At 58.9% G+C, this 15,759-nt stretch carries 16 protein-coding genes; 13 read left to right on the top strand and 3 right to left on the bottom strand.

Features of this window, described 5'->3' with window-relative positions:
* Positions 1-13 precede the first annotated feature (13 nt).
* The 13 genes from H8S23_RS02480 (at position 14) to H8S23_RS02420 (ending at position 13,226) form a co-directional block, all read left to right on the top strand.
* Positions 14-1,243, top strand: a complete 1,230-nt coding sequence (locus H8S23_RS02480) for an LCP family protein (protein WP_186886723.1) — start codon at positions 14-16, stop codon at positions 1,241-1,243.
* 46 nt (positions 1,244-1,289) lie between these two features.
* A complete protein-coding gene (gene rsfS / locus H8S23_RS02475; protein WP_186886722.1) occupies positions 1,290-1,634 on the top strand; it encodes a ribosome silencing factor in 345 nt (114 codons plus the stop codon).
* Positions 1,635-1,715: 81 nt separating this feature from the next.
* Positions 1,716-4,121 (top strand): leucine--tRNA ligase, encoded by a 2,406-nt coding sequence (gene leuS, locus H8S23_RS02470; protein WP_186886721.1) that lies wholly within the window; start codon positions 1,716-1,718, stop codon positions 4,119-4,121.
* A gap of 398 nt (positions 4,122-4,519) precedes the next feature.
* On the top strand, positions 4,520-4,696 hold the full coding sequence (gene rpsU, locus H8S23_RS02465; protein ID WP_102050457.1) for a 30S ribosomal protein S21: 177 nt from the start codon (positions 4,520-4,522) through the stop codon (positions 4,694-4,696).
* Positions 4,697-4,842: 146 nt separating this feature from the next.
* Complete coding sequence (locus H8S23_RS02460) at positions 4,843-5,352, top strand: YqeG family HAD IIIA-type phosphatase (RefSeq protein ID WP_186886720.1); 510 nt, start codon at positions 4,843-4,845, stop codon at positions 5,350-5,352.
* Positions 5,345-6,217, top strand: a complete 873-nt coding sequence (locus H8S23_RS02455; protein WP_186886719.1) for a TIM barrel protein — start codon at positions 5,345-5,347, stop codon at positions 6,215-6,217. Before H8S23_RS02460 ends, H8S23_RS02455 begins: the two co-directional genes overlap by 8 nt.
* 16 nt (positions 6,218-6,233) lie before the next feature.
* Positions 6,234-7,304: a M24 family metallopeptidase gene (locus tag H8S23_RS02450; protein WP_186886718.1), complete on the top strand. Its 1,071-nt coding sequence runs from the start codon at positions 6,234-6,236 to the stop codon at positions 7,302-7,304.
* A 197-nt stretch (positions 7,305-7,501) separates the two neighbouring features.
* Entirely contained in the window at positions 7,502-8,059 is a 558-nt protein-coding gene (gene efp, locus H8S23_RS02445) for an elongation factor P (protein ID WP_186886717.1), read from the top strand.
* A 101-nt stretch (positions 8,060-8,160) separates the two neighbouring features.
* Complete coding sequence (locus H8S23_RS02440) at positions 8,161-8,592, top strand: CD1247 N-terminal domain-containing protein (protein ID WP_186886716.1); 432 nt, start codon at positions 8,161-8,163, stop codon at positions 8,590-8,592.
* 292 nt (positions 8,593-8,884) lie between these two features.
* Positions 8,885-9,667 carry a class I SAM-dependent methyltransferase gene (locus H8S23_RS02435; RefSeq protein WP_186886715.1) on the top strand — a complete coding sequence of 261 codons (783 nt, stop codon included), beginning with the start codon at positions 8,885-8,887 and terminating at the stop codon, positions 9,665-9,667.
* 95 nt (positions 9,668-9,762) lie between these two features.
* A complete protein-coding gene (locus tag H8S23_RS02430) occupies positions 9,763-10,794 on the top strand; it encodes a serine hydrolase domain-containing protein (protein WP_243165808.1) in 1,032 nt (343 codons plus the stop codon).
* A 464-nt stretch (positions 10,795-11,258) separates the two neighbouring features.
* Positions 11,259-12,242, top strand: a complete 984-nt coding sequence (locus H8S23_RS02425; protein ID WP_186886714.1) for an NAD(P)-dependent oxidoreductase — start codon at positions 11,259-11,261, stop codon at positions 12,240-12,242.
* Positions 12,243-12,347: 105 nt separating this feature from the next.
* The gene (locus H8S23_RS02420; RefSeq protein WP_186886713.1) at positions 12,348-13,226 is read left to right on the top strand and encodes an MBL fold metallo-hydrolase; all 879 of its coding nucleotides are present in this window, start codon (positions 12,348-12,350) and stop codon (positions 13,224-13,226) included.
* A 54-nt stretch (positions 13,227-13,280) separates the two neighbouring features.
* Here the strand turns inward: H8S23_RS02420 and H8S23_RS02415 are convergent, their stop codons facing one another.
* The 3 genes from H8S23_RS02415 to H8S23_RS02405 form a co-directional block, all read right to left on the bottom strand.
* On the bottom strand, positions 13,281-13,604 hold the full coding sequence (locus H8S23_RS02415; protein ID WP_186886712.1) for a hypothetical protein: 324 nt from the start codon (positions 13,602-13,604) through the stop codon (positions 13,281-13,283).
* A 480-nt stretch (positions 13,605-14,084) separates the two neighbouring features.
* Entirely contained in the window at positions 14,085-15,248 is a 1,164-nt protein-coding gene (locus H8S23_RS02410) for a M20 metallopeptidase family protein (protein ID WP_186886711.1), read from the bottom strand.
* A gap of 189 nt (positions 15,249-15,437) precedes the next feature.
* Positions 15,438-15,683: an IreB family regulatory phosphoprotein gene (locus H8S23_RS02405; protein ID WP_186886710.1), complete on the bottom strand. Its 246-nt coding sequence runs from the start codon at positions 15,681-15,683 to the stop codon at positions 15,438-15,440.
* Positions 15,684-15,759 lie beyond the last annotated feature (76 nt).

Raw genomic sequence — 15,759 nt, 5'->3', positions numbered from 1 at the left:
GCAATCTGAAACTATGGCAAAGAAACCCACGAACCCTTATTATCATCCCGAAGAGCAGCGCCGCGGCGCCCCGCCGCGGCCCGTTTCTCCCTACAGCGACCAGCGGGCGGCCAGCCCGGCCCAGCAGCGCGCCGCGGCGGCGCGCCGCAAAAAGGCGGCAAAGGCCAAGCGCCGCAAAAGGCGGCTGGCTGTTTTCGCCGCCGTGCTGCTGGCCTGCGCGGTGCTCTGCGTAGCGGTGTATAACCTGCTGAACAACCTGGTCACCGGGGGCGGCGGCGTGCTGCCCGGCGAGATCGGCACCGAGGACGCCCTCAAGGGGGATGTGGTCAACATCCTGTGCGCGGGCATCGATTTTGAAGAGGGACGCGAATATCCCAATGGCATGGGCTTTACCGATGTGATCCTCTATGTGAGCTTTGACATGAAAGCGAATAAGATCTCGATGCTGCAGATCCCGCGGGACACCTATATCGGCGAGGCGACCACCACCGGCAAGATCAACGCCGTGGCCCTGCAGGGGAAAAGCGAGCCCCCCATTGCGGCGCTGGCCACCCTGATCAACCAGCAGTTCAAGCTGCCGGTAGACTATTACGTCACCATCGACATGGATGCTTTCAAGGCCATTGTAGACGCCATCGGCGGCATCGAGGTGACGGTGCCCTTCGACATCACCGACGATTACGGCAACACCCTGCACGCGGGCACCCAGCTCATCGACGGGGCCACCGCGGAGTTCATGGTGCGCCAGCGGCACAACTACGGCAATGCCGATATCGGCCGGCTAGAGATGCAGCGCTATATGTACTCGGCGCTGCTCAAGACCTTTAAGAGTTTCCCGATCAAAGACATCCTCAAGGTGATGCCGGCCTATATCCAGTACGTAAAAACCGACATCAACCTTGCAAAGATGGGTTCGCTTGCCACCAAGGTGGTCAAGGTCCCCAGCGAAAACATCGTCATGTTCAAGGTGCCGGGAGAGGCCTGTATGGTGGGCAGCCAGAGCGTGTTCACCGTGCATCTCGAGGCCACGGCCAACATCCTCAACAGCTATTTCAGACCCTATTCCGCCCCGGTGCCCGCCGCAGAGCTGAGCCTGATCGAGCTGCAGAACACGGTGCCGGACGTGGACAGCGGCACCGGCCAGACCATGGACAGTATCGACAGCGGCACCGCCCAGTGGGGACAGGGCAATGTGGACCCGAACGCGGCGGCGGGGGGCAGCTCCTCCGCCCCGGCGGCATGAACGGCCGCCGCACGGCCCCCTACAAAATGAGAAAGGCAGGAGAGCAATGACATCCTTAGAACTTGCAGCCGTCGCCGCCAGAGCGATGGATTCCAAAAAAGCGAAAGACATCCGGGTATTGAAAGTGGAGGACCTGACCGTCCTCACCGATTATTTTGTCATCTGCACCGGCTCCAGCGCCACCCAGGTCAAGGCGCTGGCGGACGAGGTGGAATATCAGCTGGGGCAGGCGGGCGTGAAGCCGCTGCGCCGCGAGGGCATGGACGCCCGCAACTGGATCCTGCTGGACTACGGCACCGTCATCGTGCACGTCTTTTATCCCGAGACGCGGGATTTTTACGATCTGGAACACCTGTGGGCCGACGCGACCCCGGTGGAGATCGAGTTTTAAGGCTTTCTTTTCGCCCCGCGGCGGGCGTTTTTGAGAGGAGCCGCCCGGCCCGGGCGGCAAATTGTGTGGGAGGAATGCGTTGTGAAGTACGATTTCAAGGCCATTGAATCGAAGTGGCAAAAAAAGTGGGAGGACGAGCACACCTTTGCGGCAAAGCAGGATTTCAGCCTGCCCAAGTTCTACGCCCTGGTGGAGTTCCCCTATCCGTCGGGCCAGGGGCTGCACGTAGGCCACCCGCGCAGCTACACCGCGCTGGATATCGTGGCGCGCAAAAAGCGGCTGGATGGGTACAACGTCCTTTACCCGATGGGGTGGGACGCTTTTGGCCTGCCCACTGAAAACTTTGCGATGAAAAACCATATCCACCCCGAGATCGTCACGAGGAACAACGTGGCCCGCTTCAAAAGCCAGCTCAAAAGCCTGGGCCTCTCCTTTGACTGGGACCGTGAGGTCAACACCACCGACCCCAGCTATTACAAGTGGACCCAGTGGATCTTTCTGCAGCTGTACAAAAAGGGGCTCGCCTATAAAAAGGAGATGAGCGTCAACTGGTGCACCGGCTGCAAGGTGGTGCTGGCCAACGAGGAGGTCGTCAACGGCACCTGCGAGCGCTGCCACAGCCCGGTGGTGCACAAGGTGAAAAGCCAGTGGATGCTGCGCATCACCGCTTACGCGGACCGCCTGATCGATGATCTGGACACGGTCAATTTCATCGACCGCGTCACCACCCAGCAGAAAAACTGGATCGGCCGCAGCCACGGCGCCGAGGTCACCTTCGGCACCACCGAGGGCGACGATATGATCGTTTACACCACCCGCCCCGACACGCTGTTCGGCGTCACGTATATGGTCATCGCGCCCGAGCACAAATTTGTGGACAAGTGGGCGGACAAGATCACCAATATCGATGCGGTGCGCGCCTACCGCGAGGCTGCGGCCCGCAAGAGCGATTTTGAGCGCACCGAGCTGGCAAAGGACAAGACCGGCGTACAGCTGGAGGGGGTCATGGCCGTCAACCCGGTAAACGGGCAGCAGATCCCCATCTTTATCTCCGATTACGTGCTGGCGACCTATGGCACCGGCGCCATCATGGCCGTGCCCGGGCATGACCAGCGCGACTACGATTTTGCCAAGGCGTTCGGCCTGCCCATCGTGGAAGTGGTCGCCGGCGGGGATATCTCGCGGGAGGCCTTTGCCGACTGTGCCACCGGCGTGATGGTGAACAGCGGCTTTTTGACCGGCATGACGGTGGAGGACGCCAAGACGGCCATCACCGAGTGGCTGGAAAAAGAGGGCAAAGGGGTCAAAAAGACCAACTTCAAGCTGCGCGACTGGGTGTTCAGCCGCCAGCGCTACTGGGGCGAGCCCATCCCGATGGTCCACTGTGAAAAATGCGGCTGGCAGCCTCTCCCCGAAAGCGAACTGCCCCTGAAGCTGCCCGAGGTGCAGAATTACGAGCCCACCGAGGACGGCGAGAGCCCCCTGGCCCACCTCACCGACTGGGTCAACACCACCTGCCCCTGCTGCAGCGGCCCGGCCCGGCGCGAGACGGACACCATGCCCCAGTGGGCGGGCTCCAGCTGGTATTTCCTGCGCTATTGCGATCCCCACAACGACCAGGCCATCGCCAGCCCCGAGGCGCTGCGCTACTGGATGCCGGTGGACTGGTACAACGGCGGCATGGAGCACACCACGCTGCATCTGCTGTACTCCCGCTTCTGGCACAAATTCCTGTATGACATCGGCGTGGTGCCCACCGCCGAGCCCTATGCCAAGCGCACCAGCCACGGCATGATCCTGGGCGAGAACGGCGAAAAAATGTCGAAATCCCGCGGCAATGTGGTCAACCCGGACGATATCGTCGACCAGTACGGTGCCGACACCATGCGCCTGTACGAGATGTTCATCGGCGATTTTGAAAAGGCGGCTCCCTGGTCCTCTTCCAGCATCAAGGGCTGCAAGCGCTTTTTGGAGCGGGTCTTTGACCTGTCGGAAAAGCTGCTGCCCGGCGAGGGGTACCGTCCGCAGCTGGAGACCAGCTTCCACAAGACAGTCAAAAAGGTGGGCGAAGACATTCTGCAGCTCAAGATGAACACCGCCATCGCCGCCCTGATGAGCCTGCTCAACGAACTGGACGCCGCGGGCGGCATCACGCGGGAGGAGTACCGCACTTTCCTGCTGCTGCTCAACCCCTTTGCCCCGCACATCACCGAAGAGCTGTGGGAAAAGGCGGGCTTTGAGGGACAGATCGCCCATGCCGCCTGGCCCGTTTACGACGAGGCCAAGTGCCGGGATGCCCGCATCGAGCTGGCCGTGCAGGTGTGCGGCAAGGTGCGCGGCCGCTTTATGGCCGCGGCGGACGTCAGCGGGGCCGAGGCGATCGCCGCCGCAAAGCAGGCGGACGGCATCGCCCCCCTGTTGGAGGGCAAGACCGTGGTGAAAGAGATCTACGTGCCCGGCAAGCTGGTCAACCTGGTGGTCCGCTGAGCACAGGCGCGGGGAAAGCGCGGCAGGCGGTTTCGGCGCGCTGCGGGACCACCGCCGGCGCGCACCGGCGGGGAAGGGCTCCCGGCCCTGCCCTGCGCCCCGTTTTGCAGAAAAATGGCGGCGCCCGCGGCAGATGCTGACGCTGGGAACGGCTCTTCCATTTGGGACAGGTTAAAAAAGTGCGGGCGGATTTTCGGCCCGCTGCGCGGCAAAACGGGAAAAATATGCCTGCGCCGGACCGGTTTCTGCCGCCCCGGTCAACTTTGAGGTTGACACGGGCACTGCAAATAGAGTATAATTCTAATGTTGATTCTCTGGCGGGAGCGGGCGGATGAACTGCTCCGCAGCTTCCTCCCGGGCGTCATACTCCTACCTCAAGTGTTAAGGGAGGGACAAAGATGTCGGAAATCCGAGTGAAGGACAATGAATCACTTGACAGTGCACTGCGCCGTTTTAAGCGTTCCTGCGCGCGTTCGGGTGTTCTTGCCGAAGTACGCAAGCGCGAGTGCTATGAAAAGCCTTCCGTGAAACGTAAGAAAAAGTCCGAAGCCGCCCGCAAGCGCAAGTTCAAATAAGTTTGCAGGCTGCCGCGGCTGTGACAGCAACTAAAAGCGGACCTGAGGGCGACCCTGCCCCGGAGGTCCGCTTTTTTGCCACTTTCCAGAACTTTGCCGGGCCCTGCGCGCCCGGCGCCTCAGCGAAAAAAAGGAGTGCAGCCCTGTTGAGTGTTTTTTGCCCGGACTACATCTTCAAAAGCGTGGATCGGATCACACCGGAGTTTTTGCGGCAGCAGGGCATCACGGCCCTGGTGCTGGACGTGGACAACACCCTTACGGCCCACGACAGCCAGGAGCTGGCCCCCGGCGTGGCCCGCTGGCTGGACGCGATGCGGCAAAGCGGTATAGAGATGCGCATCAGCTCCAATAATGTCGCCAGGCGGGTGCGCCCCTTTGCAGAAAAGGTGGGGCTGCCTTTCGTCTCTTTCAGCCTAAAGCCCGCCTCGCGCGGCCTGCGCCTGGCGCGCAGGGCCTTTGGGGTGGAAAAGGGGCGGATGGCGCTGGTGGGAGACCAGATCTTTACCGACACCCTGGCGGCCAAGCTCTACGGTGTGACGATGCTGCTTGTGCAGCCGGTGGCGCCGGACACTAAGTGGAACATTCGGCTCAAAAGGGTGCTGGAGCGGCCTTTCCTCGCCCGCTATTACAAAAAAGGCGGTAAATTGCATGAGTGAACTGCGTTTCGGCACGGCGGGCATCGCCGATGATTTTGAAGAGCTGGGCTACAGGACGGCGTTCCAGGTGCCGGAGTACCTGTGCTCTTACGGCTTGAACGCCTTTGAATACCAGTGCGGCCGCGGCGTGCGGCTGACGGAGAAAAACGGACAGAAGCTGGGGGCCCTGGGGGCTGAAAAAGGCATCCGCTTTTCTGTCCATGCGCCGTATTATATCTCCATGTCCAGCATGGAGGAACCCAAGCGGGTGGGCAGCGTGCGCTATCTGCTCGAGAGCGCGGCGGCGGTGCGGTCCCTGGGGGGCAGGCGCATCATTTTTCACTCCGGCTCCTGCGGCAAGCAGAGCCGGGAGGAGGCGCTGGCAAAGGCCCTGGACACCATGCGCCTGGCCATAGAAGCGCTGGATGAAAAGGGATTTTCCGATATCGTGCCCTGCCCCGAGACCATGGGCAAGATCAACCAGCTGGGCACCCTCAGCGAGGTGCTGGCGCTGTGCGGCGTGGACCGGCGCATCGTGCCCTGCATCGACTTTGGGCATCTCAACGCCCGCACGCTGGGGGGCCTTGCCTCCAAGGCGGATTTCGCCGCGGTGCTGGACGAGATGGCCGACACGCTGGGGGATGACCGGGCCAAAAATTTCCACGTCCATTTTTCCAAGATCCAGTACACGCAGGGGGGCGAAAAGTGCCACCTCACCTTTGCCGATACCGAGTACGGTCCCAACTTTGAGCCGTTCTTTGAGCTGTGCTATGAGCGGGGGCTGACCCCCACGGTGATCTGTGAGTCCGCGGGCACCCAGGCGGTGGACGCGCAGGCCATGAAGCTGTATTATGAATCGCTCGGCGCGCCGGGCGCAAAAAAATGAAAAGGAGCGACATCCAATGCTGAACCGATGCCAAAAGCTCGCCCTCTCCATGCCGGAGGGGTTCGAGGCCGCCCTTGTGACCACAGTGGCCAACCGTTTTTATTTTTTGGACTTTGACGCTGACGATGCGGGCACGCTGCTGATCTTTCCCGATGAGAGCATTTTTTTGATCGACTCGCGCTATATCGAGGTGGCCGGCCGGACGGCAAAAAACGCCCGGGTGGTGGAAGAACAGGACGGCCTGGCCCAGGTGCGTGAGCTGCTGGCAAAGCGCGGCGTCAAGCGCCTGTACGCCGAGGAGGATGTCAGCGTGGCGTATGCGGGCCGCCTGCGGGCCGCGCTGCCGGACGTGGAGGTGGATCTTTCGCCGGTGCTTTCCCAGGCCATCCGCGCCCTGCGGGTGATCAAAGAGCCGGAGGAGATCGAGCGCATGAAACAGGCGCAGAAGCTCACCGACGACTGCTTTACTTATATCTGCGGCAAGATCAGGCCCGGCGTGCGCGAGATCGATCTGGCGCTGGAGATGGAGGTCTTTATGCGCAGCCGCGGCGCGGGGGCGCTGGCGTTCCCCATCATTTTTGTCAGCGGGCCCAAGACCAGCATGCCCCACGGCGAGCCGGGGGACAAGGTGATCGAGCAGGGGGATCTCGTCACCATGGACTACGGCGCAAAATGGGGCGGCTACTGCGCCGACATGACCCGCACCGTGGCGGTGGGGGGCCTGAGCGCGGAGATGGAACGGGTCTACGACACGGTGCTGCGCGCGCAGCTCGCCTGCTGCAAAGCCATCAAGGCCGGCATGACCGGCCGCGAAGTGGACGCCATCGCCCGGGAGGTCATCGACGGCGCGGGCTATGCGGGGCGGTTTGGACACGGTCTGGGCCACTCGCTGGGCATTGAGATCCACGAGGACCCGCGCTGCTCGCCCCGGGACAACACCGTGCTGCGGGCCGGCATGACCATGACCATCGAGCCGGGCATCTACCTGCCGGAACAGTTCGGCGTGCGCATCGAGGACGCGGTGGTCGTGACGGAGGACGGCTGTGAGATCCTGGGCAGGTCTGACAAAAATCTGATCGTGCTGTGAGGGCAGGGGAAGCCCGGCAAAAGACACCCCGCCCCGGCGCCTGCAGACAGAGGGAAAATGACGGAAAAATAGCCTTTTTCGGCGCTGCGCCCCTTGCATTGCAGACTGTTTTAGGATAAAATTGATAAGGTAAATGTACAGCCTTGCGCAGGCGTTTGGCCCGCGCGGGCAGTCTGAATATTTTGGAGGATGTTTTTATGATTTCTGCTGGTGATTTTCGCAATGGCGTGACTTTTGAAGAGGACGGCAACGTGCTGCAGGTCGTCGAGTTCCAGCACGTAAAACCGGGCAAAGGCGCCGCTTTCGTGCGCACCAAGACCAAAAATGTCATCACCGGCGCTGTGCTGGAAAAAACCTATAACCCCACCGCGAAGTTCCCCACCGCGTACATCGAGCGGCGCGAGATGCAGTACCTGTATGAGGACAGCGGCCTGTACTATTTCATGGACACTGAGACCTATGAGCAGACCCCGCTTAACGAGAGCGAGCTGGGCGACGCCTTTAAGTTTGTCAAAGAGAACGAGATGGTCAAGGTGCTGTCTTACAAGGGCAAGGTCTTTGGCGTTGAGGCCCCCAACTTCGTCGTGCTCGAGGTCACAAAGACCGAGCCGGGCGTCAAGGGCAACACGGCCACCAACACCCTGAAGCCCGCCATCGTGGAGACCGGCGCAGAGGTCAGAGTGCCGCTGTTCATCAACGAGGGCGAGATGATCCGCATCGATACCCGCACCGGCGAGTACATGGAGCGCGCGTAAGGCGCCGCTTCCCATCACGGCTTTATCGCCCGATAGGGCGTGAGCATAAAAACGACAGGGGCGCTGAGCGCCCCTGTCTTAGCCAAAAGGAGGGCTACCCCATGAACCTGACTGAAAAATCCGCTTATATCAAGGGCCTGATGGAAGGGCTCGACCTGGACTCCGACAAAAAGGAGGTCAAGGTCATCAAGGCGCTGGTCGATCTGGTGGAGGATCTGGCCCTCACCGTGACCGATCTGGACGAGGACGTGGATCAGGTCTATGATGAGCTGGATGCCATCGACGAGGACCTGACCGAGATCGAGGACGCGGTCTTTGAGGACGATGAGGACGACGAGGACCTGGACGACGAGGATATGTATGAGATCACCTGCCCGTCCTGCGGCGAGACCGTCTGCGTGGACGAGGACACCCTGCTCTCGGACGATCTGTCCTGCCCGGCGTGCGGCGAGAAATTCGAGATCGACTTTGACGGCGAGGGCGACGCCTGCGAGGGCTGCGCCGGCTGTGGGGACGACAAGGAAGAAAAGTGAACAGGATCTGCCGAAAGGCAGTGAAAGGGGCGCGGGGCTTTCCGCGCCCCTTTTCCTATGGGGGGAGAGGGGGCGTGCTTTGTAAAAAATAGCCGCTGCGCGGCTATTTTTTCGGCCGTCCGCCCGGTTGCCGCGTAAGCGGCGAGGGCGGGGCCGGTTAAAATAAAAATAGTATTTGTTTTGGGGTCATCCAAAGGTGCGGACCGCTGAAAAGGCGGAGCAATACTTGCTTTTTATGGATCTGTTTCTTTACCATCCGTAAGATGACCCGGAATTTGGAGGTGTGACGACCATGGATATAACAGATAAAAATATTGACGGCGGAAAAGCCTTTGACTGGGGAAAAACTTCGTCCGATTACGCAAAATACCGGGATATTTATCCGCAGGAATTCTATGATAAGATCATCGGCCGCGGATTATGCATAAATGGTCAGAGGGTGCTGGATATCGGCACAGGGACGGGCGTTCTGCCCAGAAATATGTATCGCTATGGAGCAAAATGGACCGGTACGGACATATCGGAAAATCAAATTGAAGAGGCAAAAATCCTTTCACAGGGGATGGAGATCGATTACTGCGCGGTATCGGCGGAAAATATGGATTTTCCGGACGAGTCTTTTGATGTGATTACGGCCTGTCAATGTTTTTGGTACTTCGATCACAAAGAAACCGTTTCAAAATTTTATCGCATGCTTAGACCCAGCGGGCGCATCCTTGTATTGTATATGGCCTGGCTGCCTTATGAAGATAAAATTGCCGGCGCCAGTGAAGAACTTGTGCTGAAATATAGTCCGCAGTGGAGCGGCGCGGGAGAAATGATCCGGCCCATATTGATCCCGGATCGCTATCTTGAAAAATTCGAATTGGTTTATCATGAAGAATATCCGCTGCGCGTTCCTTTTACCCGCGAAAGCTGGAATGGGAGAATGAAAGCCTGCCGCGGGATCGGGGCCTCGCTTACCGGCGCGGAAGTTGCGGCGTGGGAACAGGAGCATAAGAAGCTGCTTCGTAAAATCGCTCCCGCCGAATTTACCGTTTTGCATTATGGAGCTATTGCCGAATTAAAAAAATAAATTCGAACCCGTCACGGAGACTGAGAGCAGAGGACGCGGAACAGAAAGCTGCAGAGCCGGCAGACTGCGCTTTCCCTCCTGATGATTATAGCGCCATGGTTCGCTATAAATATGGATATCGCATAAAAGGAGCAGCAATGATAAATTTGTCAGAATTTCACCGTTATGTCGCAGAGAACCAGCCGAATATCTGTCAGGTGACGGTCGTTCACCACGACAGGACAATGATAAACGATAGCTGGAACGGCTACCAAGAGGACGACACGGTGCACACGATGTCCGTTACAAAAAGCGTTGTTTCTTTATTGACCGGCATCGCCGTCGAACAAGGTCTGATCGGCAGTATCGACGATTATGTACTGGACTATTTTCCGGATTACAAGATCAAACGTGGAGAAAAGACGATTCAAAAAGTCACATTGAAAAATCTTCTCACCATGACCGCGCCCTATAAGTATAAATCAGAACCCTGGTCAAAAATATGCGTACAGGAAGATTGGAGCATTGCGGCTTTGGATTTTTTGGGCGGCAGGCGCGGCATGACGGGGGAATTTCAATACTCTACCCTGGGCATCCATATCCTCACAGGTATCATCGCAAGAGAAAGCAAAATGACGACGGTGGATTTTGCAAATAAATATCTGTTTGAGCCGCTGACGATTGCACCGAGAAAGATGTACGTCGCCCCCGATGCCGAGGCGCACAAGGCTTTTACAGTGGGAAAGGCCCCCAAAGGCAATATTTGGTTCTCTGACGGCAAAGGTGTTGGGGCCGCCGGATACGGCCTTTGTTTGTCCGCTGAAGAGATGTCAAAGATAGGGCTGCTGTGTCTGAAAAAGGGCGTTTTTCATAACAAGCGCATCGTTTCTGAAAAATGGCTGGAAGAAAGCACAAGCGCCAGGCTGTGCTGCGGCGAAAAATTTCGCGATATGAAGTACGGGTATTTGTGGTGGATAATTGATGAAAAGGAGAAAAGCTATGCGGCCATCGGAAATAGTGGAAATGTTATTTATATCAATCCGAAAAATAGATTGGTAGCAGCGGTTTCCGGCTATTTTAAACCGACTGTATTTGACCGCATTGATTTTATCAAAGAACAAATAGAGGAGAAATTGAAGAATAAATAGCAAATACGCCGCAATTCACGATGAACGACGTAAATCCGGCGAGGTTTTTTGCTTTTTCCCATTCCCGTTTTGCAGGGATACCAGAATACGCCAAGCTGCTTTTCGCCTTTTATCCTGAAAATGGTGCCGCATTGTGACTGTAGGAACAGCGATATCGGCAATAAAAGATGATTGCAAGGCTATCTTAGGGCTATTGCACAGGTTGTCCCGCAGGGACGATGGGCAAGTCTTTCAGGATAAGACGTTTTTTATTGCCGAACTAAAAAACGTCTCTGAAAAAATTGAAATCGCGGCGCGGCTGCGCTATAATGGGAGCATCCACAATGAGGTGGCGGGCCGTGGCGCCCGCCGCTTTTTTTGCAGCCTGCGCAGCGGGCGGCAAAGGCGTGCGGCGGGACTGAAATGTTTTATCCTGCCCCTGCGCCGCTGCGCGGGGAAAATTCACGACAGAAGGAGCAGACGAGATGAGAGCATTGATCTATGGCTACAGGGCCGACGAAGAGGCGGCTTTTGAGGAGTTTACCGCCCGCCTGGGCATTGAGCCGGTTTACCTGCGGCAAAACCTTTGCCGGGAGACCGCTGCACAGGCGGAGGGGATCGAGGCCATCGCGGTAAATGCCATGAGCCAGCTGGATCGCGAAAACCTGAAACGGCTGGCACAACTGGGGGTCCGGTACATCGCCACCCGCAGCATCGGATTTGACAATCTGGACGTGGAGGCCTGCCGGGAGCTGGGGCTCAAATTTGCCAACGCGCCCTACAGCCCGCACAGCGTGGCCGACTATACCGTGATGCTGATGCTGATGCTGACCCGCAAGCTAAAGACCATCCAGCGCCGTGCGCTGGCGCAGGATTACGGCTTTGACGGGTTTCAGGGCAGGGAGCTGCACAACCTGACCGTGGGGGTGGTGGGCACCGGCCGCATCGGGCGCACCGTCCTGGGCGACCTGGCCGGGTTCGGCCCGCGCTGCATCGCCTATGACCTCCGCCCGGACGACGCCCTGCGGGACCGGGTGGAATATGTTGGGCTGGAGGAGCTGTTCGCCCGCGCGGATATCATCACCCTGCACGCGCCGCTGCAGGCGTCCAGCCGCCATATGATCAACGCCGGGAGCATCGCCGGGATGAAAGACGGCGCAATGCTGGTGAATACGGCGCGGGGGGAACTGGTGGACACGGCGGCCCTCATCGACGCGCTGGAGAGCGGCAAGCTGGGCGGCGCAGCGCTGGACGTGCTGGAGGGGGAGCAGGCCTATACCTTTGCCGACCACCGCAGCGGGCGCATCGTCTGCCGCGAACGGGCGATCCTGGAGGCGATGCCCAATGTGCTGCTGACAGGGCACTACGCGTTTTACACAGATCAGGCGGTCAGCGACGAGGTGCGCATCGCGCTTGAAGCGCTCAAACAGTTCACCGAAACCGGTAAAGCCGATTCGCAGATCATCTGAGCGCCCGGGCCGGCGGTATCTTCGGCAAAAACGGGAGACGGCAGGCAAAGGCCCGACAAAGGCGGGCGCAGCCGTCCGGGACAGAAAAAAGGGGAGGCAAAGCGGATGTACGAACTGTACCAGGTGGGGGAAAACTCCTTTTATATTGACTGCCCTGCAAAAATGGGGGTCTATCGCGTCGCGCCCGACGAGGCGGTGCTGATCGACAGCGGAAACGACAGGGAAGCGGGCAAAAAAGTGCTCAAAATTTTTGACGCCCAGGGCTGGCGGCTGAAAGCGATCTACAACACCCATTCCAACGCCGACCACATCGGCGGGAACCGGCTGCTGGCCGACCGCACCGGCTGCGCCGTTTACGGCGCGGAGATCGAAAACGCCTTTACCCGCGACCCTGTGCTGGAACCCTCTTTTCTGTTTGGGGGATATCCGCCCAAAGAGCTGAGGAGCAAATTTCTGATGGCGCAGCCCAGCAGCCCGCAGCCGCTGACGCCGGAAACGCTGCCGCCGGGAATGAGCAGCTTTTCGCTGCCGGGACACTTTTTCGGGATGGTGGGCTTTGCCACCGACGACGGGGTCTGCTTTTTGGCGGATTGCCTTTCCGGGGAAAATATTCTGGAAAAGTATCATGTCTCGTTTATCTATGACGTGGCGGCGTATCTGGAAACGCTGGACAGGGTGGAGAAGATGCAGGCACGGATGTTCGTGCCCGCCCACGCGCCGGCTGCGGCGGACATTGGGCCCGTGGTGCGCGCCAACCGGGAAAAGGTCTGCGAGGTGGCCGCGCGCATCACGGCGCTTTGCCGCGCGCCGCAGACCTTTGAAGAGGTGCTGCGGCAGGTGTTCCAAAGTTATGATCTGAAGATGGATTTTGCCCAGTACGCGCTGGTGGGCAGCACGGTGAAAAGTTATCTGGCGTGGCTGCACGACACGGGAAAAATACAGGCCCGGTTTGAGGACGGCCGCCTGCTGTGGCAGGCAGTCTGAGAGAGAACAAAAAGGGGAGGCGCAGTGCGCCTCCCCTTTGTTGGTCCCGGGAAATTATTTTTTTGCCGCGTCCTTTTTGGGCGCGTTTCTCTTTGCGTCCGCCAGCTGACGCTCCAGCAGGATGGTGGCAAAGTCCAGCGCATTGTACAGCCCGTTTTTGTCGGTCTGCTTGATGATGCGGTTTTTGGGCGAAAGCGTGGTGTCGGTGGAGAGCAGGGTCAGATGGACCCGGTCGGCCACCTCTTCTTCCCCCTCCTTTTTGGTGGTCAGGATCTGCAGAAAAACCACAAAGGGTTCTTCCAGGCTGCCGTAATAGATCTCGTTTTTGCAGCGAACCAGGGGACGTCCCTTATATGTCAAAGGCGCAGTATATGCCATGCTTGAATCCCTCCGTAAAAGATAAAAAATAGAATAAGTTTCCTAAGTAGTATACCATAAAGCGCCGGTCAATACAACGGGCGGGGGAGAAAGGCGACGTAATTTCTCAGATCTCCCGTTTCTCTTTGCGGCGCTTTGCCTCTGCGGCCAAAACTGGGCGGCAGAACGGGGCGGAGAGAAAAGCCGCGGAAAAGCCGCGGATAAGATAAATGCGCCCCGCAGCGGCGGCTTGTGCACTTCTCCTTTTGGAGATAGAACGGTTGTGGAGAGGCGCGGGACGGGAAAGCCGCTGCGGCCTGCAGGCCGCGGAGAACGCTTTCCAGGCGGGCTCCCAAAACACTGGTCCACATCCCGAAAAAGGGCGGGAAGAGGGCTGGAGAAGAAAAGCGCCGCGGGGGGGAACAGACGGGCTGGCGGACGGCCGGATAAAAAAAGGGCTCCCGTGCGGCCGGGAGCCCTTTTGGGGATCGTGAGATAAGGTCAGGCGAGGAACCGCTGGGTGTAGGTGAGGAAGAACTCCACATCCTTTTTCAGCGCGGCCTCTTCCACGTCAAAGGTGGGGTTGTGGTGGTTGCCGGAGGTGCCGGGGCGGCTGGAATGGGTGCCCAGGTTCATGTAAAACCCGGGGAACGCCTCGAGGAATTCTGCGAAGTTGTCCGAGCCGGCGCTGGGGTCCAGGTCGTCTTCCAGCTTCAGGCCCACTTCAAGGGCGATCTCCCGCGCCATGGCGATGGAGGCCGCGTCGTTGATCAGCGGGAATTTGGCGCCGGAAGCGTTGGTCACCGACACGGTGCAGCCGTGGGAGGCGCAGATGGACTGCGCGGCCTGACGGATCTTCTCCAGCACGACCTCGCCGTCGCCCATCTTATAATAACGGATGGTGCCCTCGATATGCGCGGTCTCGGGGATGATGTTGAAGCGCTCGCCGGCTTTCAGGCAGCAGGGGCTGACCACGCAGGTGTCGAACATGCTGTGGTGGTTGGTGGGGATGGTGATCAGCCGCTGGTAGACGTCCACGGCGGCCTTGATGGGGTCTACGGTGAGATCGGGGCGGGAACCGTGGCCGCCCACGCCCTTGATGTCGATGTAGAAGATCTCGGCGCCGGACAGCCGGGCGCCCTCGCGCAGTTCCACATAGCCCGGATCAAGGGCGCCTGCCACATGCATGCCGATGGCGCTGTCCACGCCGCCTTTGGCTTTCAGGTAAGCGACGATCTCGTCGGCGCAGCGGCCCGCTTCCTCCGCGGCCTGGAAGCAGAGATACACCTTGCCGGAAAAGCTGTCGGTCATCTCCAGCAGCGCTTTGCCGATGCCCAGCAGGCAGGCCGCATGGGCGTCGTGGCCGCAGGCGTGCATGCAGCCGGGGATCTGGGACTTATAGGGCACGTCCACCTCTTCCACCAGGGGCAGGGCGTCGAAATCGGCGCGGATGGCGATGGATCTGCCGGGCTTGCCGCTGTCGATGAGGCCGACCACGTTGTGCCCCTCCACGATCTCGCAGGGGATGCCCATTTTTTCCAGCTCTTCCGCAATGCGGGCGCGGGTGCGGTCCTCCTTGAGGCTCAGCTCCGGGTGCATATGGAACTCGCGGCGCATGTCTACGACGTACTGTTCCACCTTTTCGGACATTTCTTTTGCTGTCATATTCTCCACTCCTTAACCAATAGGGGTTTACCCCTTTGAAGCATTAAAGTTATTATAAAAAATTGGCCGCATGATGTCAATAAAAACAAAAACAGGGCGCCCGGCCGGAAGCGGCGGTTTTGGCCGGGACAAAAAACAAACACGGCGCAGCGAAAGACGCTGCGCCGTGTGCTGCCCGATTTGAAAAGACTACTCGCCGAGAAAATTTTTCAGCAGGGCGGCGAGCAGATCATCGCGGTCGATCTTGCGGATCTTGCTGCGTGCGCCGCCATAGGTGGTGATATAGGTGGGGTCCTCGGAAAGAATATATCCGACCAGCTGATTGATGGGGTTGTAGCCCTTTTCTTTCAGCGCGTCGTAGACCTCGGTCAGGATCTGCCTGATCTCGCGGTCCTTGTCCTCGTAAATCGAAAAGATCGTCGTAGGCTCGCTCATTTCGGAACCTCCTTTGTTGTTTTTCATTATACCCAAAAAAGGAGGCGGTTTCAAGTGTCAGTTTGTGACTCTTTTG

The sequence above is a fragment of the Anaerofilum hominis genome (assembly GCF_014287275.1).
GTDB lineage: Bacteria > Bacillota > Clostridia > Oscillospirales > Ruminococcaceae > Pygmaiobacter > Pygmaiobacter hominis.
This window is presented reverse-complemented; position numbering and strand designations above follow the sequence as displayed.

Bases quoted from the DNA above. Each gene is read 5' to 3' on its own strand.
- H8S23_RS02405 (WP_186886710.1), bottom strand. From the start codon at position 15,683: ATGAGCGAGCCTACGACGATCTTTTCGATTTACGAGGACAAGGACCGC.
- rpsU (WP_102050457.1), top strand. From the start codon at position 4,520: ATGTCGGAAATCCGAGTGAAGGACAATGAATCACTTGACAGTGCACTG.
- H8S23_RS02440 (WP_186886716.1), top strand. From the start codon at position 8,161: ATGAACCTGACTGAAAAATCCGCTTATATCAAGGGCCTGATGGAAGGG.
- H8S23_RS02415 (WP_186886712.1), bottom strand. From the start codon at position 13,604: ATGGCATATACTGCGCCTTTGACATATAAGGGACGTCCCCTGGTTCGC.
- H8S23_RS02450 (WP_186886718.1), top strand. From the start codon at position 6,234: ATGCTGAACCGATGCCAAAAGCTCGCCCTCTCCATGCCGGAGGGGTTC.
- H8S23_RS02430 (WP_243165808.1), top strand. From the start codon at position 9,763: ATGGTTCGCTATAAATATGGATATCGCATAAAAGGAGCAGCAATGATA.
- H8S23_RS02455 (WP_186886719.1), top strand. From the start codon at position 5,345: ATGAGTGAACTGCGTTTCGGCACGGCGGGCATCGCCGATGATTTTGAA.
- H8S23_RS02425 (WP_186886714.1), top strand. From the start codon at position 11,259: ATGAGAGCATTGATCTATGGCTACAGGGCCGACGAAGAGGCGGCTTTT.
- H8S23_RS02410 (WP_186886711.1), bottom strand. From the start codon at position 15,248: ATGACAGCAAAAGAAATGTCCGAAAAGGTGGAACAGTACGTCGTAGAC.
- efp (WP_186886717.1), top strand. From the start codon at position 7,502: ATGATTTCTGCTGGTGATTTTCGCAATGGCGTGACTTTTGAAGAGGAC.
- H8S23_RS02435 (WP_186886715.1), top strand. From the start codon at position 8,885: ATGGATATAACAGATAAAAATATTGACGGCGGAAAAGCCTTTGACTGG.
- H8S23_RS02480 (WP_186886723.1), top strand. From the start codon at position 14: ATGGCAAAGAAACCCACGAACCCTTATTATCATCCCGAAGAGCAGCGC.
- H8S23_RS02420 (WP_186886713.1), top strand. From the start codon at position 12,348: ATGTACGAACTGTACCAGGTGGGGGAAAACTCCTTTTATATTGACTGC.
- rsfS (WP_186886722.1), top strand. From the start codon at position 1,290: ATGACATCCTTAGAACTTGCAGCCGTCGCCGCCAGAGCGATGGATTCC.